This window comes from Lentilactobacillus kisonensis DSM 19906 = JCM 15041 (genome assembly GCF_001434135.1).
GTDB lineage: Bacteria > Bacillota > Bacilli > Lactobacillales > Lactobacillaceae > Lentilactobacillus > Lentilactobacillus kisonensis.
In genome coordinates this window covers 1-23166 of record NZ_AZEB01000013.1, presented here as the reverse complement: position 1 = coordinate 23166, position 23166 = coordinate 1, and the positions used below count along the sequence as shown (strand labels likewise).

Genomic DNA, 23166 nt, shown 5'->3' with positions numbered 1-23166 from the left:
CTTGGTAAAATAGATTATATATGAGGTGAGATGATTGGAAAAAACGACTATTGCCAATGAAAAAACAAATCGGTTCTTTGTTCGTTTACGGAGGATTCCAGGAGAGCACTGGTATTTAGCGACTGATAATGAAAGAAACGTCACGGCCCATGATCGGGTAAGAATTCCAGAAGATATTAAGACTCAGGACTTTTTGATTGACCAGATTAGCTTTTTCAGCAAACAAATTTGGTATCATTTTACCTGTGGTGATTTGGTTGGGTGGCTGCCAAAGCGCAATATTCGAAAAACCTTTCGTCGTTTAGACGTGACGCCAATTAAGCAAAAAACGCAAGCTGATATTGATAATCAATGTGCGGCAGTTAAGATGTTACTAGGTAGTGCGAATACCGATCTTTCTGATGATGTATTAACACAGGCAATTGAAAAATGGCGCCAGCAGTCCACTAAGCTGATTGATTTAAGTGAGCTGATCATCTCACAGACCCATTCAATTCGGGATTTGAATCGGGTTAACTTTAGACAACTTAATAAGCAGATACTTAGAAGGCGGCCAGTTATTATTAAAGTTGCTGGCATCGACAATTTGAAGTCGAGCTTAATTGTCCTCACTGGATTTAACCGTAAACTTTATTATTACAATGACCCCTGGACTGGCCGGCTTGAATCCATATCCCAAAACCACTTGAAAAAGCACTGGCAACACGGCAACTTAGAAGCAATCAGCTATTAGAGGTGGGAATGAAATGAAATTATTGATGATAGAAGACAATAAATCTGTCTCGGAAATGATGCAAATGTTCTTTCAAAAAGAGGGGTGGGATGTTTCGTTTGCATACGATGGCATCGAAGCCGTTAACATGTTCAACGAAGATCCCGACAGTTGGGACATGATTACCTTGGATCTTAATTTGCCAAAAAAAGATGGCATGGAAGTGGCTAAAGAAATCCGGTCGAAATCAAAGGCGGTTCCCATTATCATGTTAACTGCCCGTGATTCAGATAGTGATCAAGTGTTGGGGTTTGAGATGGGAGCAGATGATTACGTTACAAAGCCCTTCTCGCCGATCACGTTGGTTGCACGAATCAAAGCGCTCCAACGGCGAGCTCACAATGAGCAGCAGGCTGCAGCTGATGATGAAAAATCCGCTGATAATGAGTATCAAATTGCGACCAAGCATTTTAAGTTAAACACGAATACGCGAGAGGCTTATTTGGATGATAAATTGATTCCGGATTTAACGCCAAAGGAATTCGAACTTCTTAAGACCCTTGCACAAAAGCCACGTCAAGTCTTTTCCCGAGAACAATTATTGGAGCTTGTTTGGGATTATGAATACTATGGGGATGAGCGGACCGTTGATGCACATGTCAAAAAATTAAGGCAAAAGATCGAACGGGTTGGCCCACAAGTCATTCAAACGGTTTGGGGCGTTGGTTACAAATTTGACGATAGTGAAGTGGATAGTAAATAATGAAAATGATCTACCAGCAGCTCATGGCATTTTTCTTAGTTATTGCAATTACAATTGTCTTACTAGGGTTATCCTTTGGCCGGATGTCAAAAACATTTGTATATGACAATACTTGGAGCAGTTTGGAAAAGTATTCAGATAGCTTAATTCAACATTCATTGAAGGTTGATTCTAAACACAATGACCGGGTGACCTTTAATCTTGACAAGATTCGAATGACACAATCAATCTTGGAAAACCAATCCGTTCATTTCACTGTTTTTTCAGCTAAGAATCGGGTGGTTTACCCGGCTGATGGTGTGTCACCCCAGATCACAAAAAATGATTGGCGTCATCTTCAAAAAGACCAGATTGTCCGTAAAGTTAATAATAAGAATGCTAAGCTAAAGAACGGGAAAACCCGGCCAGCGATGATTGAGGTTTTAAAGCCTTATTACTATAAGAAAAAATTAGTGGCAGCAGTCACTGCGGGGGCGTTCATTTCGGATGTTAATTCAAACGTCGCAAGGATCAATCGTAATTTGGTTAAAGGGCTATTGGTAGCTTTAATCATTTCAATGGTTGCCAGTTTCTTCATCGCCCGTCGACTTAATCGGCGGATTGCAATGCTGAGAAGTGGTGCTAACCAGGTTTCAAATGGTAATTACAAAGTGCGTCTCAAGCCGGGTGGTAAGGACGAAATTGGTGAGCTTATTAATGATTTTAACCGAATGACTGCTTCACTGGAGCGCGCAAATCTGGAGATCCAGAGGCAAGAGGAACGCCGCCAAGAATTTTTGGCTGACGCAGCTCATGAAATGCGGACACCGCTAACAACCATTTCTGGAATTCTCGAAGGGATAAAGTATGACGTCATTCCCCAGGAATCCCGTACCAAAAGCATTGAGTTGATGAGCGAAGAAACTCAGCGGTTAATTCGCTTGGTTAATAAAAATTTGGATTTTGAAAAGATTCGCTCGAATTCAATTCAACTTGATAAACGGCATTTTAATGCAACAAAGGTGTTTAGAAATATTATCGACCAGTTATCTAATAAAGCACAAGAGTCAAATGATAAGCTGGTTTTGAATGCTGCTGATGATTTGCCAATTTACGCTGACTATGACCGCTTTGTTCAAATTGTATTTAATATTATTACGAATGCCATTCAATTTACGAATAAAGGAACCGTTACGATAACTGGTGAACGGGGGTATAATGAAACAATCATCAAGATAGCCGATACTGGGATAGGGATGACTGTTGATCAGCAGAAAAACATTTTCGAGCGCTATTACAAGGCGGATGCTTCCAGAAGAAGTGGTAAATATGGCGAATCTGGACTGGGCCTTGCAATTGTCCATCAACTGGTTAAATCCCACGGCGGTAAAATTTCAGTTGCTTCAAAGAAGGGGAAGGGATCAACGTTTACAATTATTTTCCCTGACCAAACTGCAGCTGAAAAAACAAAGGACGCACCAGATCGTAACAACTAACTTTGGGTATCAATTTATTAAAAAGGTGAGGTTATAATATGTCGTATATTAAATTTGATAGTTCTAAGCTTTCTAAATTTGTTCATGAAAATGAACTTCCAGAGATCCAAGCAATGGTAACCGCTGCTGATGAAGAGCTTCGTAAGGGGACTGGCGCCGGTAGTGATTTTCGTGACTGGCTCGAATTACCAACTAAGTATGATCATGATGAGGTTAGTCGGATTCAAAGAGCGGCCGATAAAATTAAAAGCGATTCGAAGTATTTAATTACGATTGGTATCGGTGGGTCTTACTTAGGCGCCCAAATGGCAGTGAATTTCTTGCATCCGAATTTCTATGAACGCAAGAATCAAGCGACTCAAGTTGAATTTGTTGGTAATTCCTTGAGCTCGTCGTACGTTAACGATTTATTGAATTTAATGGGCGATGATGACTTTTCAATTAACATGATTTCCAAATCTGGAACCACAACTGAGTCCGCAATTGCTTTTCGAATCTTTAAAGAAAAGTTAATCGAAAAGTATGGTGAAAAAGAAGCAAACCAACGCATTTACGTTACCACTGATAAAGCTCACGGCGCATTACGCCACGAAGCGACTGTCAACGGCTGGGAATCGTTTATTATTCCCGATGGTGTCGGAGGCCGCTATTCTGTATTAACGCCGGTGGGCTTACTGCCAATTGCTGTTTCTGGGGGCAATATCATTGACATTTTAAATGGCGCAGCTGACGCTCAAAATGAATACACAGATCCTGATTTGGAGAAAAACGATGCTTACCGTTATGCAGCATTGCGGAACATCTTATATCGTAAGGGCTTTACCACCGAAATATTGGAAAATTACGAACCAAATTTACGAATGTTTGCCGAATGGTGGAAGCAGCTAGCTGGTGAATCAGAAGGTAAGGATAATAAAGGAATTTATCCGTCCTCAGCGAACTTTACGACTGATTTACATTCGTTTGGCCAATATATTCAAGAGGGGTTGCGCAACCTATTTGAGACGGTTGTTAAACTAGATGCCCCAGCAAGTGATGTCACGATTCCTAGTGCAGACAAGGACCTTGATGGCCTTAAATACCTCGAAGGAAAAGCACTTGATTGGGTGAATACCAAGGCCTATGAGGGTGTTGTACTTGCACACACGGACGGCGGTGTACCAGTTATGACTGTTCATCTACCTGACGAAAGTGAGTACTCATTGGGTTACCTCATCTACTTCTTTGAGGTTGCAATTGCAATTTCTGGATACCTTAATGGCATTAATCCATTTAACCAACCAGGTGTTGAGGCATACAAGACGAATATGTTTGGGTTACTTGGCAAGCCTGGATTTGAAGAGATTGGTAAGAAATTAAATAAGCGACTTTAAGCTAAGATAGTTAGCTGCCAAAAAATACAATCACTCCGATTTGGAATGATTGTATTTTTTTAAATACGCTATTAATCGTAGCAGTTAGTATATAAAAATGGACGTCACTGGTAAATTACCAATGACGCCCATTAAACACTGCTGTATCAACACTTATCACCCGCACGGGGCTCGAACCCGTAACTCCGCCTTGAGAGGGCGACGTCTTAAACCAGTTTGACCAGCGGGCAATGCTATCAAACTCACTATAATAGCTTATCTAAATTGAAGCCGTTTGTCAAGCAAGAAAGAATAAACTAGTGAGCAGCGCAAATCGTTTAGAAATTGGAATATAATGTTGACAAAATGGGCAAAAATATATAAACTATTTAGTTGTGATGTTCATTGGGTATTCGCCAAATGGTAAGGCAACGGACTCTGAATCCGTAATTTACTGGTTCGACCCCAGTATACCCAATCGATAGTTGTTTAAGTGAAATGAACGTAAAATAACGCCTTCTCTTATGAGATGAGAATGGCGTTATTTTTTAGCAATTACCAGTAACCCAATAACTTCGTTAGCTTTGCCCGGTCAATGTCACGAGTAGACAAAGTTGCTGTCTCAGATGCTTTTGGACTGTTGGGGTCTTTGGGTGAATTCCATGAGTATTTAACTGGGCTGAGGGTTGATTCTGATTCATTGTCGGTTGGTGCGTACATGATATCACTTTGATAGGGTGTGTGGTAGAGCCCAAGCGTGTGACCAAGTTCGTGAGTAACGACCGTAATCCAGTAATTTGTTTCTAGGGTATCAGATGATGACCCTTGTTCTGATTGATAATCGGCCTTAATTTGCTGGCGAATTTGTTCGATCTGGGAGTTATAATCATGTTTTATTTGTTGATCAGCTGCTTGATAATTCGCCTTTAAGTTATCAAGTTGTTGCTGAAGCTGCGCGCGTTGAACATCTGAGGTAGCCCCTTGAATTTCAGCATTGAGATGCTGAGATTGGGCTTCAAAATTCTTCTGGGTAACACTTAATTCGTTATTGGTTTGCAATAATAGTTGACTGGCTTGTGCAGACAGCTCCCTTATTTTTTCTTTAAATCTTGGTGTAAGGGAATGAGAACTAACGTATGAGTTATCACTAAAATGTTTTTGATCAACTTGGATATTGAATCCGTCAAATAAACCATCCCAACCCGCATCGGAACCATTACCAAATCTGATAGTCAGAGTACTGTTGCCCTTGTTGCCAAGGGAAAAGACGTCCGCCCCAAGCGCAGTGTTCCATTTAGAAATGGCAGCCGAAACAACGGTTTGTAGTGGGCTATTTTCAACATAAATGGTTGCATGGTCGTGAAAAAAGAGTCCAGGAAAGGCAAAGTTGCCAACGTTGTACTGTTTATCAAACGTTTTCGCAAATTGACGATAAACGTTTGGGTTTAGCTTAAGGATCTTATTATTAGGATCTAGGTCAGGTGAAGAAGCGATTAATCTATTGAGCGCTGTTTTTGAAAGTGGACCGGGAGTTGTTTTAGTTAAATAGCCGCGCCAAATCCAGCCAGTCACGTTGGGTTTGGCCAGATTTTTCGCAAAATAATAGATTCGGTACTTGCCATTAACCCGCAGCTTTTCCTGGTGAGTGACGTTGAAGGACTTATTCGAATAAGTTGCTAACCGGAATTTCTTTTGGGTTAACCTGGCAGAATATGCATAGGTGTTTTTGGATTTAATCCGTTTCAATTTGTACGTTGTTGGACGCATTCGATGCCGTGAAACGACTGCGATTCTGCGCTTTGCGGCGACGGTAATAGACGCCTTTATGTTGATAGTGCTAATACCAACTGATGTCGATAATAGAAGCAATAAAATGGTTTTATTACGAAACTTCATGCTAATGCCTCCCTGTTAAAGTGAGCGGATCCAGGCGGTTAGAAGTCGGCGTGTAAGTCTCCTCAGAAAGAAATTCCTGGGTTTGGAATTTTTTTCTGAGGTGCTTACGTGCAGGTTGTTGCTCTGTGGAGCTGTCCTCAAATAGTGAGCGGAGAAAAGTGGTTAGGGGATCAGAGTATAAGCTGATTCGATAACTTCATGAATATATTCCTAAATAAGCCGACTTCAGACAAAATGATTCACTTTTCTACGATTACTTTCTAATTTCAAATATTATATTGCAAAAACATGAAAACAAAGCAGTTTTCGGCTATCTAAATAACGGATCCCAATATCCAGTCATCCAGGATATTGGGATCCGTTACTTATATTCTGGAAACTAACCACTTTGTCCCATTTCCGATTACTCAAACGATAGATCAACCAAATATTTGTTCCGCTTAGCCAAGTGAGAGGTCGTTACCCACAGTTCATGGTAGCTAGAATCCTTAACTTTAGTCTTATCATGAAAATAATCGAGCAATTCGTTGTTCATCGAGATAAATTCAGGAGCCATTCGATTGACCATCAATTTGTGGGATGGAAAGTAAATTTCTGGATTGCCTAGCTTCACAGTATCGTTTAAGTACATCACGATTGCATTATCATATTCGCCCGGCGCAATGGTGACTTGGTTAGGGTGGGCTTTGATATATGACAGAACGTGGTAAATTGTATCAGAATTGCTTGCCACAAGTGTTACCTCCAGTTCAATTCTTGTTTTCACAATCCATTGTATCAAATCTAGCTTGAAGAGGGGCCAACTTATTTAGAATTGTAAGTCCGCCAGCTAAGTGAATGGCTTTATACAGGCATTGATTAGGGTTATAATCAAGTGACTCTTTTTATTCACTAATTGTGTAAATGGGAGGATAATAACATCTATGAAGTATTCTGATACGATCGCTAAGATGCATCAGTTTGTGAATGACCAAGTCGTTCCCGGGGTAACGTATGGTATTATTAATAATCATTCGGTTACTACCAGTTTCTTTGGTAATCAAGAGTTGATTCCAGAAACATTGCCATTGCAGCAAGGTGAATTGTATGACCTGGCTTCATTAACTAAAGTAATTGGAACGACTAATTTAATCCTTAAGTTACTTGCTTTGGGAAAGCTTTCATTGAATGACTCAATCAGCAAGTATTTGCCAGAATGGCAATCTAGCGAGGTAACGATTCGCCATTTATTAACGCATACTTCAGACATTATCGGCTATATTCCAAACCGAAATGAATTACCTAAAGATCAGCTTACCACTGCATTGTTAAAGCTAAAAAGTGGGCCTGATTTGGGAAAAGTAGTTCATTATCAGGATTACAATTTTATCTTTTTGGGATGGATTGCCGCCAAGATTATGGGTGAACCCGTACAGCAGTTAATTACGGAATACGTGTTAAGGCCGCTTGAATTGCGACAAGCCACTTTTCGGCCACAGGATCCCAAAAAGGTTGTACCAACGGCGATTATCCCTGGGAAGGGGTTACTTCGAGGAACTGTCCATGATCCCAAAACTAGAATTTTGGGTGCCGATTGCGGAGCCGCTGGATTGTTTGCGCCCCTTAATGACCTACTTCACTTTTCTAAGTGGCTGTTAGGGCAACTTAATTATCCGAATTTTTTGCCCGACGATTGGATGAACCAGTTCTTCATGGATCAAACCCCTGGTCATACCAAGAATCGTTCTTTTGGCTGGATCTTAAGAACGTATGATGAGCATCCGTATATTCTCCACACGGGATATACTGGGACATTGATTGTGATTGACAAAGTTGCGCAGCAATCGTTGGTATTTCTTTCAAACCGTGTACATCCCAATGCACTGAACAAAGCGTTTTTTCCATATCGAAGTGAGCTCATTAGGACGTTTATTCGAGAGGCAAATCAGGATTGACTTGAGCAGTGCAAAGCGGTTGGGGTCGGCCTGAAAGTCTCTTTTAATGAAAATTCTTGATTAGGAGATTTTTGATAGAGGTGTTTTACCATGGGAAACTGCTCGAACTAACATTCAAACTAACAAAATAGGCTTGTAAGCAGGATCAATTCTTGCTCACAAACCTATTTTTGCTTATACGGATATTGGAATTTATTAGAACGTTATTAGAACGTTTCGCCCACCTTGACAGCTTCTTGAGCTGAAATATCAGCATCAGGATATTTTCGGGTTAACGCATTGATGAGAACGTGTTTAGCAATCTGATTATTTCTTGCCAGAATCGGGCCATGGAAATAGGTACAGTAAACGTTTTTGTAAATTGCACCTTCCGTTTTGTCCTGGCCGTTATTGCCATGACCTTCCAAAACTTTTCCAAGGGGACGTTCACCATCACCTAAGAAGGTGATTCCCTGGTGGTTTTCAAAGCCGTGATAAATCTCACCAGTCTCTTCGTTTTTGATTTCAACATTACCAATAAACCGGTGATCTTTTTGTTTATCAGTATAATGATCCAAGGCGCCAATCCCCATTAGCTTTTCACCATTCGCGCCAATATAGTAATGGCCTAACAGCTGATAGCCACCACAGATGGCAACAACTGATCCGTTGTCTTCAATAAAATCAGTTAGTCCAGCCTTTTTAGCTTGAATGTCTTTAGAGACGATGGATTGTTCAAAGTCTTGTCCGCCACCGAAAACGACGATGTCATATTTACTTGGGTCAAATTGTTGATCTAGACTAATTACTTCTGATGTCAAGTTAATAGTCATCTTGGCTGCTAAATATTTAAGAACCAAGATATTACCAAGGTCACCATAGGTATTCATCAGGTCACCGTAAAGATGGCAAACGTTTAATGTATAAGCCATTAGTCAAGGCCTCCTTTGATAAATCCTTTCGCTGCAAAAACCTTTCTTAAGTGGAGCATTGCCGTGTAGGTTGCTAAAATATACACTTTCTTTGTTGGAGCGTTTGGAATCATTTCAACAACTTTATCCAAGTCAGGTTCAACTAAATGTTTTTCCGGGTCAACACCGGCGACTTGGAGACGATAAGTGATGTCTTTATAGCGTTCGCCACCAGTGATGAACTGTTTAATGTTCATTTGGGGCAGTCTCTCAAAATCGCCATCCCAGATCCAGCTGGTATCAATTCCATCAGCGTAATTAGCATTCAGTAAGCCAATAAAGGTGAATGGATCCTGATCAGTTGAGATCATATCAATTACTTGGTTAAGGCCAACCGGATTTTTGACCAAGATTAGTGTGACCGCCTTGCCATCAACGTTGATTTCTTCTTGCCGGCCAAAAATGTGTTTGCCCTTACTAAATGCTTGTTGGGTTTGGGTAGGGGTAACGCCCATAAATCGACCAACTGTGTAGGCGGCTAAGGCATTGTAAATATTATAAACACCGCCAATTTCAATTTTAATTGGTTCACCATCAATTTCAAACTGAGAAGACTTGGGGGTTAAGTGATCAATTTTAGTTAAGGCAAAGTTCAACTTTGGTCGCTGGTAGCCACAATTTGGACAGAAGTAATCCCCTAAGTTGGAATAGCTAATGTAGTGATAGTGCAAGATGTGTTGACATTGTGGGCATAGCACGCCATCGGTATTAGGAGTTGCCTTGATGTCTTTTTTGGGCTGGTTGGCAAAGCCGTAATAGATCATTGGGTTTGGCAACTGCTTTGAATGAAAAATGGGCGCATCCCCGTTTGCAATAATAGTTGCATTTGGCGCAAGGGCAACACCGTTTAAAATTTTCTGGTAAGTCGTGTAGATTTCACCATACCGATCCATTTGATCCCTGAAAATGTTCGTAAAGACAAATGCTTTTGGCTTAATGTACTTGGTTACCATGATGACATTAGCTTCGTCAACCTCAAGAACGGCCAATGGACGCTTATTTTTAGTTCTTGGCGCATGAAGAAAAGTTGTAATGATTCCCTGCTCCATGTTTGAGCCAGTGGGATTAGTCACGATATTTTGGTATTTCTCCTTCAAAACTTGAACGGTAAGTGCGGTCGTGAGTGTTTTGCCGTTGGTTCCGGTTATGACGATCACATCGTAATTTCTCGCGAGTGTTTGGAGGATGTTGGGATCTAATCTCTTGGTGATTTTGCCGGGAAGCGAGCTGCCACCCTTTAAGAACGTGTGTAAGAACCAGTAAGAAGACTTACCGGCTGCGGTTGCAATTGAACTTTTTAATGACATAAGATTTACTCCTTAAGCTAAGTACATATCGTACTAATCAAAGACTAAGTTTATCATACGCACGGCGGTTTGAACACGGTTTGGCTCTGGTGACTGGAAAATTATGATTAATATCGATATTCAAAGGGAATTTCTGTATAATGGAAGAGAAGCTTTCAAGGAAAAAGGTGGAAATATTGGCTCAACTCTTTTATCGTTACGGTGCTATGAACAGTGGCAAAACGATCGAAATTATCAAAGTTGCTCATAATTATGAAGAGCAAAATAAAAGTGTTATTATTATGACTAGTGCTTTAGATACCCGCGAAAAGCAGGGAATGATCGAATCGCGAATTGGGCTTGAACGAAAGGCCGATCCAATTTTTGAAAAAACAAATATTTTTGAACGGGTCCAAGAACTGGATCCCCATGCAAGCTGTGTGTTGATCGACGAAGCTCAATTTTTAACCAAAAAACACGTCTTTCAATTGGCAGAAATTGTTGATGAACTTAACATTCCAGTTATTGCATTTGGCCTTAAGAATGATTTTCAGAATCATTTGTTTGAAGGGTCCGAATACCTACTATTGTATGCAGATAAGATAGAAGAAATGAAGACAATTTGCTGGTTCTGTGGTAAGAAAGCCATCATGAATTTACGGTTTCACGATGGTAAGCCGGTTTATGATGGTGAACAAATTCAAATGGGTGGTAATGAATCTTACTATCCAGTGTGCCGAAAGCATTATTACAATCCACCGATTAAGTAACAAAGTGAGGAATTATTAAATGGACGAAATTTTCGACAAATTACAGGCTGTAGTTGATCGTTATGATGAACTAAACGAACTAATCAGTGACCCTGAAGTTATTGCTGATACCCAAAAATTTATGAAGTTATCAAAGGAAGAAGCAGATTTAAGGGACACCGTGGCGGCATTTAAGAAATACCAGAAAGTAACTGGTCAGCTTAATGACGATAAAGAAATGCTGCGAGAAAAGATTGATGACCCGGATTTGGAAACGATGGTCAAGGATGAGATTTCAGATTACACGGATCAAAAGGAAAAGCTTGAGGATGAATTAAAGGTGATGCTGTTGCCTAAGGATCCTAATGATGATAAGAACATCATTATGGAAATCCATGGCGCTGCTGGTGGTGATGAAGCCAGTTTATTTGCTGCAGATTTATTTAGCATGTACTCCAAGTATGCAGAACGGCAAGGATGGCAAGTAGAAGTTGTTGATAAGAATGAAACCGAAGTCGGTGGCTTCAAGGAAATTGCGTTGATGATTACCGGTGATAAGGTCTATTCAAAGTTGAAATACGAGAATGGTGCTCACCGAGTTCAACGGGTGCCAGTAACTGAATCAGCCGGGCGAGTGCATACGTCGACAGCAACGGTTGGCGTGATGCCAGAAGAAGAGGATGTTGATATTGATATCGATCCAAAGGATATTCGGGTTGATGTTTATCGATCTTCTGGTGCTGGTGGTCAGCATATCAACAAGACTTCTTCGGCGGTTCGAATGACTCATTTGCCAACTGGGATTGTCGTTGCAATGCAAGATGAGCGATCGCAGCAACAGAACCGGGCCAAGGCAATGAAGATTTTGAAGGCCCGGGTTTACGATTATTATTCTCAACAAGAACAGGATCAATACAACGCTGAAAGAAAGTCAGCTGTTGGGACGGGGGATCGTTCTGAGCGGATTCGAACGTACAACTATCCTCAAAATCGGGTAACCGATCACCGAATTGGGTTAACACTTAATAAGTTAGACCGAATTATGAATGGTGAACTGGGCGAAATTATTGATGCGTTGATCTTGTCGGACCAAGCAAAGAAACTTGAGAATTTAACCAATGAATAATCAAAAGAACGTTACCTACTTTGAAGCCCGGAAATGGGCTTCTTTTCGTATTAAAGACAGTCTAGATTTGGACATGTACGATGTTGACTTTATTCTTGAACATCGATCCCAGCTTTCCGCCACAGGATTACTGATTAACTATCAAAGACAGATGCCTGATAATTTATGGCAGCAGTTTCAACAAGATATTGCCCAATTGCTTGCTGGAATACCGCCGCAATACATTGTTGGTGAGGCGAACTTCTACGGCTTGTCGATCACGGTTACGCCAGCTGTGCTGATTCCACGAATTGAAACTGAAGAATTAATTGATTGGATTTTAGCAGAGACTAGCGCACAACATTGCATGCCATTATCAGTTTTAGACATTGGAACAGGCAGCGGTGCGATTGCGCTAGCTCTAAAGAAGCAGTGCCCAACGTGGCATGTTAGTGGAAGCGATATTTCCCAGGCTGCCTTACGGGTGGCCGCCGATAACGCCAAAAGGTTAGGATTGCCAATTAAGTTTATTCAGAGCGACGTTTTTGATAAAATTGAGTCGCAGTTTGATATGATTGTTTCCAATCCGCCTTACATCTCTCATCATGAACAAGTGGATATGGATAAACGGGTAATTGAGAATGAGCCCGCATTAGCGCTCTATGCAGATGACGATGGGTTGGCGATTTATAAGCGCATTGCTAATGATGTTCAGTCACACTTAGCCGTTGGTGGTAGTCTATTTATGGAGATTGGATTCCATCAGGAGCAAGCAGTTGTCGCTATTTTTCGGCGCGCAATGCCCCGAGCAACCATCAAAGTGAAACATGACGTTGCTGGTCACCAACGAATGATTCAAGTAAGGAAATGAGGTTTGTAATTATGAAAACATTATTGTTAACTGGCAGTCAGCTTGCAACAGCCGCAAAGCTGATCCAGCAGGGAGAATTGGTTGCGTTTCCCACTGAGACCGTCTATGGATTAGGGGCGGACGCCACCAATGTCGCTGCTGTCAAAAAAGTTTATCAAGCAAAGGGGCGTCCTAGTGATAACCCATTGATTGTGACGGTATCAAAAGTTTCGATGGTTGAAAAATATGTGCAACCATTGAGTACAGATGCTAAGAAGTTGATTGATCAATTTTGGCCCGGATCATTAACGATGATTTTTAAGTTAAAACCAAATGCCCTCTCTAAGACGGTGACGGGGGGATTAACAACGGCTGCCTTTAGATTTCCTAACAATCAATTAACGCTTGATTTAATTACCCAAGCTGGGGTTCCAATTGTTGGTCCATCCGCTAATACGTCTGGAAAGCCTAGTCCAACCACGGCCCAACATGTTTATCACGATTTAAATGGTAAGATTGCTGCTATCGTCGACGATGGGCCGACAACTGTGGGTGTTGAATCGACGGTGCTGGATATGTCGGTTGACACCCCCTCAATTCTAAGACCCGGAGCGGTGACCAAAGAAGATATTGAAGCCGTTATTCACCGCCCAGTAGTGGACGAATTACACCATGTGGGAATGAGCCAGACCCCAAAGGCACCTGGGATGAAATATAAGCATTATGCGCCAGATGCCCAAGTCTATATTGTGGATCCAGACGATGACTGGCAAGCCGTTGCTAATTGGATTGCGGCCCACGATCAGCCAGTTGGTGTGATGGCGTTTGACGATGTCATTAAGACAATCAATTGGCCGCAAAATGCGGATGTTATTTCTATTGGTACGGATGCCAAAACAGCAGCTCATGATCTGTTTGCAGAATTACGGGATTTTGATAATCATAAGCAATATAAAGTTGTCTTCGCGCAAGGCCTTAAACCAACTGGGATTGCGGAAGCCTACATGAATCGATTGAATAAATCAGCTGGGCAAATGCATTTTAAGCAGTTATAATCAACTTGTACCACAAAAATATAGTGAGGTGTTGCAGGTGAATTACGATTATAAGCAGCAAGATCCTGAACTTTGGGATGCAATTGCTAACGAAGAAAACCGTCAGGAACACAATATTGAGTTGATTGCTTCTGAAAACATCGTTTCAAATGCCGTTCGGGCAGCTCAGGGTTCTGTTCTGACCAATAAGTATGCTGAGGGTTACCCTGGTCGCCGCTATTACGGTGGCTGTGAATATATTGATATCGTCGAACAACTTGCGATCGATCGGGCCAAAGAACTATTTGGTGCCGAGTATGCAAACGTTCAACCTCACTCTGGATCACAAGCTAATCAGGAAGTCTACGCAGCTTTGCTCAAACCCGGCGACAAAATTTTGGGGATGGGCTTGGATGCTGGCGGCCATTTAAGTCATGGTGCCAAAGTCAGCTTTTCTGGCAAATTATATGATTCCTATTCCTATGGGTTGGATCCTAAGACACAGTTAATCGACTATGATGAAGTTGCTAAGATTACGACCGAAGTCCAACCAAAGTTGATTATTGCCGGGGCGTCTGCTTATAGTCGGATTATTGACTGGCAACGGTTTAGAGACATTGCTGATTCTGTTGGTGCCTACTTAATGGTTGATATGGCTCACATTGCCGGCTTGGTTGCAACAGGACTGCACCCAAGTCCAGTTCCAGTTGCGGACGTGGTAACGACAACGACTCACAAGACTTTGAGAGGGCCTCGTGGTGGAATGATTTTAGCAAAAGCAAAGTATGCTAAGAAGATTAATTCCGCTGTGTTCCCTGGAAGCCAGGGTGGCCCCTTGGAACACGTCATTGCAGGGAAAGCAGCTGCATTTTATGAAGACTTACAGCCTTCATTTAAACAATATGGCGAACAGGTTATCAAGAATGCCCAAGCAATGGCGGCTGAATTTCAAAATTCTGAGAAAGTTTCCGTGTTAACAGGTGGGACAGATAATCACCTGATGACGATCAATCTAACCGAAACGTCTTTAAATGGGAAAGATTTACAAAACATTTTAGATTCTGTTCATATTACAACCAACAAAGAATCAATTCCAAATGATCCGCTGCCACCTTCAAAAACCAGTGGCCTTCGATTAGGAACACCAGCAATTACCACCCGTGGCTTTGATGAGAATGATGCCCGTCAGGTTGCTCAATTAATTTTGCAAGTAATTGATGATCCAGAAAATGAAAGTAATTTACAAGATGTTGCTAATAAAGTAGAAGCATTAACCGAAAAGCATCCAATTAATTCATAAATGCCAAGCCCGAAACTAATTGTGGTTTCGGGCTCTTTTGTGATTTTAGCTACCATATATGTGATACAATTATTTAGAAATATAAATAAGGAGTGGGAAATAATGGGTAAGTTTCAAGTTATGGATCATCCGCTGATTCAGCATAAGTTGTCAATGATTCGGGATAAAAATTGCGGGACAAAGGAATTTCGAGAAATTGTCAATGAAATTGCAACGTTGATGGCATTTGAAGTTTCTCGGGATATGCCGCTGGAAGATGTTGACATTCAAACACCAGAAGGAATCGCACATGCAAAGCATATTTCCGGGAAAAAGGTCGCAATTGTCCCAATTTTGCGGGCTGGGATTGGAATGGTTGATGGTATCTTGGATTTGATCCCTGCAGCCAAAGTAGGTCACATTGGCATGTATCGGGATGAAAAGACCCTTGAACCTCACGAGTATTTTGTGAAATTACCTTCTGATATTGAACAACGCCAAATCTTTGTTGTTGATCCAATGCTTGCAACTGGCGGCTCCTCAATTATGGCCATTGATGCATTGAAGAAGCGGGGAGCTTCTAATATCAAATTTGTCTGTTTAGTAGCTGCTCCAGAAGGTGTTAAAGCATTACAAAAAGCCCATCCAGATATCGACATTTACACTGCAGCTCTAGATGAGAAGCTCAATGATAAGGGTTATATTGTGCCAGGACTTGGTGACGCCGGTGATCGGTTATTTGGTACTAAATAGCAGATATAGGTTGATGCTTCAATGGAGCGATCTGAATCGCTCCATTTGTGTTGCCTGGGAATGAATTTACTAAAACAATTGTTTGAATTAGACAAAAACATAGTAAAGGGATTTGTTCCGAAAAGACAAATTAGTTTTGAATCATCTAAATTATACGTCCTATAACCTGACATGGGTTTGCTAATTACGGCAGCGACGCGCTTTAGTCGCTCTCAAGATTACTAATATTCTTTTGAATTTTATATTGAATGGTGGTATAGTTTCAATTGTATTTGGACACTTTGGTGTGTTCATTACCATCGCAAAGTTTCACTTTGGTAATACTGTCTTCTTGACCAATAACCAGATTGATTTGCTTGCGTGACTATGTCTTGGAAAGAGGTGAGATTTTGTGAGTGGAGGAACTCCTTCGACTTTTGAATTTTTGGGTCTGACGTTTAATGTAGGCAATATGATTTCCATTCTAATTGCTTGTGCGGTTGTATTAGGCCTTGTCTATGCATTATCAAGGCATCTGACCATGAAACCTGGAAAGGGCCAGAACGTTCTTGAGTACGCTGTTGATTTTACGAATGGAATTGTTAACAGTTCCATTCCTGGTAAAACTAGCAAAACTTTAGGACTTTGGGGCTTTACCTTGTTCATGTTCATCATTATTGCAAACTTAGAAGGATTGTTTTTGCATATTGATGTTTCGGGTGTTGCGTTTGTCAAAAGTCCAACTTCTGATCCGGTGGTAACAATGACTTTGTCGCTGATGACGATGACGCTTGCCCAATTCCTAGGGATTCGAAAGTTGGGTTATAAGGGGCATTTTGAGAATTATTTAAAGCCATTTGTATTTTTCCTGCCAATTAATCTGTTCGAGGAGTTTACTAATTTCTTGACGTTAGGTTTGCGATTATTTGGTAATATTCTTTCAGGTGAAATGCTACTTGGTATTATTGTCAATATGGCTCATGGTGGCCCAGTCATTTGGATTGGTGCGTTCATACTGGAATTGGTTTGGACTGGTTTCTCAGTCTTTATTGGATGTATACAGGCCTATGTTTTTGTAACATTGTCCTCAGTTTACATTTCTCGAAAGATAGAACTAGAAGATTAACAAAATTTTTTTAGATTATTAAGGAGGATTTATTATTATGGGAGCAATTGCTGCAGGTATTGCTATGGCTGGTGCCGCTATTGGTGGCGCTATCGGTGATGGTATTTTAATTTCTAAGATGTTGGAAGGTATGGCACGACAACCAGAATTGTCAGGTCAACTTCGTAGTAACATGTTCATTGGTGTTGGTTTGGTTGAAGCTATGCCTATCATCGCCTTCGTTGTTGCTTTACTGGTTATGAACAAGTAGTGACTAGTATCGCTAAATATACAAAGAAGGAGGTGCCAATTGATGTTTTCATATTCGATAGTTGGAGCTCAACTTTACGTTGGTGATATGCTATTTGTTATGATCAGTTTTCTCGTTTTAATGTGGCTGGTTAAAATAGTTGCATGGAAGCCAATCACTAAGATGATGCAAAACCGTTCAGATAAGATTGCCAGCGATATTGATTCTGCCAAGGAATCACGGACAAAAGCTGCAGATTTAGCTGAGAAACGTCAAACTGAATTGCAGAAGACCCGTGAGGACGCTAACGGAATCATTAATACTGCAAAGCAAAACGGACAAGAGCAACGTGAAAAAATCGTTGAAGATGCACGAAATGAAGCATCTAATCTTAAGAGTTCTGCTGAAAAGGATATTGAACAACAACGACAAGAAGCTTTGGCTAATTCTCGAAAAGATGTGGCAAGCCTATCCGTTGAAATTGCAACTAAGATTATTTCAAAAGAATTAAATGCGGATGATCAAAAAGACCTTGTTGACTCTTATATTGAAGGGTTGGGTAAGCAGAAATGACATTAGATAGTATGACAGCTTCAAAAAAATACGCAAAAGCCATGTTCGAAGTTCTTAGTGGAACTAACGAACTTGAAACGGGTTATGCTGATTTGTTAGAGCTACGAAAAGTGTTTGCTGCTAATCCAAGGTTGATTGATATTCTTGATGATATTCGAGTTTCTGATCAGGACAAACAGTCCCTTCTTGCTCCTATCACCGAAAATGCGTCAGACTTTATTAAGAACTTTTTGAAAGTTGTTGCTGATTATCGTCGTTTCCCACAGATCTTGGAGATTATTGATCAATTTCAGCGGGTCTATGAAGCTGATAAAAAAATCGTTCGAGCAGAGGTTATTTCTGCAACCGAACTTGATAACGATCAACGTGATCGATTAGCGAAGGCTTTTGAAAAGCGAGTCGGTGCTGCTAAAGTCATTTTTGACACGAAAGTTGATGCATCACTAATTGGTGGTGTGGTAATTAAGTCAGCAGATATGACAATTGATGGTAGTGTTCAAACGCGAATTAATAAAGTTAAAGAATTATTGTTAAATTAACGATATCTATTTAAAGAGGTGAAACTTATGAGCATTAAAGCTGAGGAAATCAGTGCTCTTATTAAGCAACAGTTACAAGGCTATAAGAACGAGCTCGATGTTAAAGAAACAGGTATCGTTACATATGTTGGTGATGGTATTGCTCGTGCTCATGGGCTCGAAAACGCGTTGTCTGGAGAGTTGCTCGACTTCGGCCACGGCGTTTATGGAATGGTACAAAACCTTGAAACCAATGATGTTGGTATCATGATTTTGGGTGATGACACAAATATCCGTGAAGGTGACTCTGTAAAGAGAACCGGCCGAATTATGGAAGTTCCCGTTGGGGACGATATGGTTGGACGAGTTGTTAATTCACTCGGTCAACCAGTTGATGGTAAAGGACCAATTAAGGCAACGGATCATAAGCCGATTGAACATAAAGCACCTGGTGTTATGGATCGACAATCAGTTTTTGAACCATTACAAACTGGAATTAAAGCGATTGATTCGTTAATTCCAATTGGTCGTGGGCAGCGTGAGTTAATTATTGGTGACCGTAAAACCGGTAAAACATCAATCGCTATCGACACCATTTTGAATCAAAAGGGTCAAAACATGAAATGTATTTACGTTGCGATTGGACAGAAACAATCAACTGTTCGAACAGCCGTAAGTACGCTTGAAAAATATGGGGCAATGGATTACACCACGGTTATTTCCGCTGGGCCTTCTGAGCCTGCTTCATTGTTATACATTGCGCCTTATGCTGGCGCCACTATGGGTGAATACTTCATGCATAATGGTGAACACGTCTTAATTGTGTATGATGATTTGTCAAAGCAAGCTGATGCTTACCGTGAATTATCACTTATCCTTCGTCGTCCTCCTGGTCGTGAAGCTTATCCTGGTGATATTTTCTATACCCACTCACGTTTGCTGGAACGGGCTGCTAAGTTAAGTGACAAGCTGGGTGGCGGTTCAATGACGGCTCTGCCAATTGTTGAAACCCAAGCTGGTGATGTTTCTGCTTATATTCCTACCAACGTTATTTCCATTACCGATGGTCAGATCTTCTTGGATGCCGATAGTTTCTATTCTGGTGTTCGCCCGGCCGTTGATGCCGGTACTTCTGTATCTCGTGTTGGTGGTGATGCGCAGGTTAAAGCAATGAAGAAGGTTTCTGGTACACTGCGGCTTGACCTTGCTTCTTATCACGAATTGGAATCATTCGCTCAGTTTGGTTCTGATCTTGATGAAGCAACCCAATCCAAGTTGAATCGTGGAGCTAGAACGGTTGAGGTATTAAAACAACCACTTCATTCGCCAATTTCAGTAGAAAAGCAGGTTGTGATTCTTTATTGCTTGACCCATGGATTCTTGGATAAAGTTGCAATTGATGATATTTTGCGGTATCAAAACGAGATTTTTGATTTCTTCGATCACTCACACAAAGAGTTGCTTGACGAAATCACTAAGACTGGTCAACTTCCTGATACTGGCAAGTTAGATGCTGCGATCAAGGAATTTGAAGCAACATTCCAACCAAGCCAGGCAAATGATCAACAAGCTGCATCAAGGAATGATCAAAGTTCAGCTGCTTCAAATGACTAGTTAAGGAGGGTGAGATTACATGGGTGCTTCGCTAAACGATGTTAAACATCGGATTACTTCTACAAAGAAGACGCGTCAAATTACGAATGCTATGGAAATGGTCTCACAAGCTAAGCTTAACCAGATTCAGAAGCATACGAAGAGTTATGCGGAATATGCAAGCCAAATCAAATCTGTTGTATTACATTTAGCCCAGTCTCATATTTTGGACGGGTTAAGTAAATCCTCGGGTCATGCAGCTGGAAATGATCAATCTAAAACTAAGAGAACGGCATATTTAATTATTACTTCTGATCGTGGAATGGTAGGAAGTTATAATAGCAACGTTATTCGAGAAACGAACCAATTTATCGAAAATCATTCTGGTTCGAATGATTATCAAATATTAGCGGTTGGTGGTACCGGTTCTGATTTCTATCGGAAACGGGGAACAAACGTTGCTTATGAGTATCGAGGTGTTAGTGACGTTCCAACGTTTAATGAAGTCCGCCAGATTGTTAAGATGGTTACAACCATGTATAACAAGGGCGAATTTGATGAATTATACGTATGTTATGAACACTTTGTTAACCGTTTGATATCAAGATTTAGAGCCGAGAAAATGCTTCCAATTGACGATGAAGCGATTCAAAGTCAAGCAAGTCAAGATATCAAGGTTAAGCCAATGACCGCTGAGTACGACGTTGAGCCATCTGAGAAAGAAGTATTAAACGTTGTACTGCCACAATATTCTGAAAGTTTAGTTTATGGGGCAATCTTAGATGCTAAGACTTCTGAACATGCTTCTAGTTCAACTGCAATGAAGTCAGCATCTGACAATGCGGATGATTTGATTTCGTCATTGGAGTTGCAGTATAACCGTGCGCGGCAAGCTGCAATTACGACTGAAATCACTGAAATCACAGGTGGTCAAGAAGCTCTTAGTCAACAATAAAATTTAGATGGAGGAATTAACTAACATGAGTACTGGTAAAGTGATACAAGTTATCGGACCTGTTGTTGATGTTGAGTTCTCCTTGGACGATAAGTTACCTGAAATTAACACTGCATTGAACGTACACGTAACCGACGACAAATTCTTGGTTGTCGAAGTTGCCCTTGATTTGGGTGATGGCGTTGTTCGGACAATTGCGATGGATGGGACCGACGGACTCCGTCGAGGGATGGCCGTAGATAATACGGAATCATCTATCAGTGTTCCAGTAGGTAAGGATACTCTTGGCCGAGTATTTAATGTCCTTGGGGATCCAATCGATGGTGGTCCAGAATTTGGCCCAGACGCAGAACGTTGGCCAATTCACCGTGATGCACCAAAGTATGACCAATTGAACCCGTCAACTGAAATTCTGGAAACTGGAATTAAAGTGATTGATTTATTGGAACCATACACCCGTGGTGGAAAAGTTGGATTATTCGGTGGTGCCGGAGTTGGTAAAACCGTTTTAATTCAAGAGTTGATTCACAATATTGCCCAAGGGCATAACGGAATTTCCGTATTTACCGGTGTTGGTGAGCGGACTCGTGAAGGTAACGATATGTACTTCGAAATGAAGGGGTCAGGCGTTTTGGCAAAGACCGCCATGGTTTATGGTCAAATGAACGAGCCTCCTGGAGCCCGTATGCGTGTTGCCTTGACTGGTTTGACAATTGCGGAATACTTCCGTGACCGTGAAGGCCAAGATGTGTTGTTGTTCATTGATAACATCTTCCGATTCACACAAGCTGGTTCAGAAGTTTCTGCTTTGCTTGGTCGAATTCCATCAGCCGTTGGGTATCAACCAACTTTGGCTACTGAAATGGGCCAATTACAGGAACGAATTACTTCAACGAAGAAGGGTGCGATCACCTCAATTCAGGCCGTTTATGTGCCTGCCGATGATTATACCGACCCTGCTCCAGCAACGACTTTTGCCCATTTGGATGCAACAACTAACCTGGAACGTTCTTTGACACAACAAGGAATTTATCCAGCCGTTGATCCATTGGCTTCAACGTCATCAGCGCTAGATCCAAGTATTGTTGGTCAAGAGCATTATGATGTTGCTACTGAAGTTCAGCACGTTCTTCAACGTTATCGTGAACTTCAAGATATCATTTCAATCCTTGGGATGGATGAATTGTCTGATGAGGAAAAGACGATCGTTAACCGTGCTCGTCGGATTCAATTCTTCCTTTCACAAAGCTTTTCAGTTGCTGAACAGTTTACTGGATTACCTGGTAAATATGTGCCAGTTAATGAAACTGTTAAAGGGTTTAAGGATATTCTAGCTGGTAAATACGATGACATTCCTGAAGATGCCTTCAGAAACTGTGGCCCAATTGAGGATGTTTTGGCAAACGCCAAAAAGATGAAACAAGACACTAATAGTGAAAAGCAGAGTGCGGCAAACTAAAGGAGGGTGATTCTAATTGGCTGATAATTCAGTTCTTACCGTTAGTATCGTAACTCCCGATGGAAATGTTTATGAGCATACTGCCAATATGTTAGTTGTTTCAACTAAATCGGGACAACTAGGTATCATGGCGAATCATGTGCCAATAATTGCGACGCTGGCTGTTGATGAAACTCGAGTTAAGTACGATGATAGCGAAGATGATATCGCTGTTAACGGTGGTTTTCTTGAGTTTTCCAACAATATGGCGACGATTGTTGCGGATAGTGCCGAAAATCAACAAGATATTGATATTGCCCGTGCTGAAAACGCGAAGAAAAATGCGGAACAGCGAATCGCTGCGGCTCGACAACGCCAAGACAAAGCTGCCTTGGATCGTGCTCAAGTTGCATTGCGACGAGCAATTAATCGGATCAATGTTGCAAGTAAATAACACAGAAAGACTGTCGTTCAAGCTTAATCTTGGTGACAGTCTTTTTTTGGATTAAATAATCAAATTTTAGCCACAGAAGCTTCCAATTTTGCTGGTAATATTTTAATTATCAATTTTTTGAAGAAAAATAAGACCTCAATTGTCAAATCAAGTGCAACACTAA

Annotated in this window: 23 protein-coding genes and 2 tRNA genes; 20 read left to right on the top strand and 5 right to left on the bottom strand. The window is 41.1% G+C overall.

Annotation, left to right across the window (positions count from 1 at the left end; all coding sequences use genetic code 11):
- The first annotated feature begins 34 nt into the window (after nt 1-34).
- Genes FC98_RS07940 through FC98_RS07925 form a run of 4 tightly spaced genes read left to right on the top strand, consistent with a single transcriptional unit; the run spans nt 35 to nt 4323 of the window.
- The gene (locus tag FC98_RS07940; RefSeq protein WP_008858096.1) at nt 35-733 is read left to right on the top strand and encodes a cysteine peptidase family C39 domain-containing protein; all 699 of its coding nucleotides are present in this window, start codon (nt 35-37) and stop codon (nt 731-733) included.
- A 13-nt stretch (nt 734-746) separates the two neighbouring features.
- Nucleotides 747-1475, top strand: coding sequence for a response regulator transcription factor (locus tag FC98_RS07935; protein ID WP_056949417.1), 729 nt, complete (start codon nt 747-749; stop codon nt 1473-1475).
- Nucleotides 1475-2950, top strand: coding sequence for a sensor histidine kinase (locus tag FC98_RS07930; protein WP_056949416.1), 1476 nt, complete (start codon nt 1475-1477; stop codon nt 2948-2950). Before FC98_RS07935 ends, FC98_RS07930 begins: the two co-directional genes overlap by 1 nt.
- 38 nt (nt 2951-2988) lie before the next feature.
- Nucleotides 2989-4323 (top strand): glucose-6-phosphate isomerase, encoded by a 1335-nt coding sequence (locus tag FC98_RS07925; protein ID WP_008858093.1) that lies wholly within the window; start codon nt 2989-2991, stop codon nt 4321-4323.
- Between the two features lie 156 nt (nt 4324-4479).
- Here the strand turns inward: FC98_RS07925 and FC98_RS07920 are convergent.
- Nucleotides 4480-4553 (bottom strand) — tRNA-Glu (locus FC98_RS07920).
- Nucleotides 4554-4708: 155 nt separating this feature from the next.
- Here FC98_RS07920 and FC98_RS07915 point away from each other — a divergent pair.
- A tRNA-Gln gene (locus FC98_RS07915) sits at nt 4709-4780 on the top strand.
- 77 nt (nt 4781-4857) lie between these two features.
- Here FC98_RS07915 and FC98_RS07910 read toward each other — a convergent pair.
- Both FC98_RS07910 and FC98_RS07905 read right to left on the bottom strand, forming a co-directional pair.
- Nucleotides 4858-6198, bottom strand: coding sequence for a matrixin family metalloprotease (locus FC98_RS07910; protein ID WP_056949415.1), 1341 nt, complete (start codon nt 6196-6198; stop codon nt 4858-4860).
- 403 nt (nt 6199-6601) lie between these two features.
- The gene (locus FC98_RS07905) at nt 6602-6931 is read right to left on the bottom strand and encodes a hypothetical protein (protein ID WP_040471952.1); all 330 of its coding nucleotides are present in this window, start codon (nt 6929-6931) and stop codon (nt 6602-6604) included.
- Between the two features lie 190 nt (nt 6932-7121).
- Between FC98_RS07905 and FC98_RS07900 the strand changes: the two genes are divergently transcribed.
- Complete coding sequence (locus FC98_RS07900; RefSeq protein ID WP_008858090.1) at nt 7122-8132, top strand: serine hydrolase domain-containing protein; 1011 nt, start codon at nt 7122-7124, stop codon at nt 8130-8132.
- 206 nt (nt 8133-8338) lie between these two features.
- Here the strand turns inward: FC98_RS07900 and FC98_RS07895 are convergent, their stop codons facing one another.
- Both FC98_RS07895 and FC98_RS07890 read right to left on the bottom strand, forming a co-directional pair.
- Entirely contained in the window at nt 8339-9043 is a 705-nt protein-coding gene (locus tag FC98_RS07895) for a type 1 glutamine amidotransferase (RefSeq protein WP_008858089.1), read from the bottom strand.
- Entirely contained in the window at nt 9043-10389 is a 1347-nt protein-coding gene (locus FC98_RS07890; RefSeq protein WP_054655119.1) for a Mur ligase family protein, read from the bottom strand. The genes FC98_RS07895 and FC98_RS07890 overlap by 1 nt, the downstream gene beginning before the upstream one ends.
- 176 nt (nt 10390-10565) lie before the next feature.
- Here FC98_RS07890 and FC98_RS07885 point away from each other — a divergent pair, with 176 nt between their 5' ends.
- From FC98_RS07885 to FC98_RS07820, 14 genes are all read left to right on the top strand, one after another.
- Nucleotides 10566-11138 carry a thymidine kinase gene (locus FC98_RS07885; RefSeq protein WP_309299940.1) on the top strand — a complete coding sequence of 191 codons (573 nt, stop codon included), beginning with the start codon at nt 10566-10568 and terminating at the stop codon, nt 11136-11138.
- Between the two features lie 19 nt (nt 11139-11157).
- Nucleotides 11158-12243 carry a peptide chain release factor 1 gene (gene prfA, locus FC98_RS07880; protein WP_008858086.1) on the top strand — a complete coding sequence of 362 codons (1086 nt, stop codon included), beginning with the start codon at nt 11158-11160 and terminating at the stop codon, nt 12241-12243.
- Nucleotides 12236-13093, top strand: coding sequence for a peptide chain release factor N(5)-glutamine methyltransferase (prmC, locus tag FC98_RS07875; protein WP_008858085.1), 858 nt, complete (start codon nt 12236-12238; stop codon nt 13091-13093). The genes prfA and prmC overlap by 8 nt, the downstream gene beginning before the upstream one ends.
- A gap of 11 nt (nt 13094-13104) precedes the next feature.
- Nucleotides 13105-14127, top strand: coding sequence for an L-threonylcarbamoyladenylate synthase (locus FC98_RS07870; RefSeq protein WP_040471951.1), 1023 nt, complete (start codon nt 13105-13107; stop codon nt 14125-14127).
- Nucleotides 14128-14155: 28 nt separating this feature from the next.
- Nucleotides 14156-15406: a serine hydroxymethyltransferase gene (gene glyA, locus FC98_RS07865; RefSeq protein WP_008858083.1), complete on the top strand. Its 1251-nt coding sequence runs from the start codon at nt 14156-14158 to the stop codon at nt 15404-15406.
- Nucleotides 15407-15508: 102 nt separating this feature from the next.
- Nucleotides 15509-16138 (top strand): uracil phosphoribosyltransferase, encoded by a 630-nt coding sequence (upp, locus tag FC98_RS07860; RefSeq protein WP_040471950.1) that lies wholly within the window; start codon nt 15509-15511, stop codon nt 16136-16138.
- Between the two features lie 391 nt (nt 16139-16529).
- A complete protein-coding gene (gene atpB / locus FC98_RS07855; RefSeq protein ID WP_054655121.1) occupies nt 16530-17243 on the top strand; it encodes a F0F1 ATP synthase subunit A in 714 nt (237 codons plus the stop codon).
- Between the two features lie 37 nt (nt 17244-17280).
- Nucleotides 17281-17493, top strand: a complete 213-nt coding sequence (atpE, locus tag FC98_RS07850; protein ID WP_008858078.1) for a F0F1 ATP synthase subunit C — start codon at nt 17281-17283, stop codon at nt 17491-17493.
- 42 nt (nt 17494-17535) lie between these two features.
- A complete protein-coding gene (gene atpF / locus FC98_RS07845) occupies nt 17536-18045 on the top strand; it encodes a F0F1 ATP synthase subunit B (RefSeq protein ID WP_008858077.1) in 510 nt (169 codons plus the stop codon).
- Nucleotides 18042-18584 carry a F0F1 ATP synthase subunit delta gene (locus FC98_RS07840; protein WP_008858076.1) on the top strand — a complete coding sequence of 181 codons (543 nt, stop codon included), beginning with the start codon at nt 18042-18044 and terminating at the stop codon, nt 18582-18584. Before atpF ends, FC98_RS07840 begins: the two co-directional genes overlap by 4 nt.
- 27 nt (nt 18585-18611) lie before the next feature.
- Nucleotides 18612-20177, top strand: a complete 1566-nt coding sequence (atpA, locus tag FC98_RS07835) for a F0F1 ATP synthase subunit alpha (RefSeq protein ID WP_008858075.1) — start codon at nt 18612-18614, stop codon at nt 20175-20177.
- Nucleotides 20178-20196: 19 nt separating this feature from the next.
- Nucleotides 20197-21111: a F0F1 ATP synthase subunit gamma gene (locus FC98_RS07830; protein WP_054655123.1), complete on the top strand. Its 915-nt coding sequence runs from the start codon at nt 20197-20199 to the stop codon at nt 21109-21111.
- A gap of 25 nt (nt 21112-21136) precedes the next feature.
- Nucleotides 21137-22570 carry a F0F1 ATP synthase subunit beta gene (gene atpD / locus FC98_RS07825; RefSeq protein WP_040471949.1) on the top strand — a complete coding sequence of 478 codons (1434 nt, stop codon included), beginning with the start codon at nt 21137-21139 and terminating at the stop codon, nt 22568-22570.
- A gap of 16 nt (nt 22571-22586) precedes the next feature.
- Nucleotides 22587-23003 (top strand): F0F1 ATP synthase subunit epsilon, encoded by a 417-nt coding sequence (locus FC98_RS07820; protein WP_008858071.1) that lies wholly within the window; start codon nt 22587-22589, stop codon nt 23001-23003.
- The last annotated feature ends 163 nt before the right edge of the window (nt 23004-23166 follow it).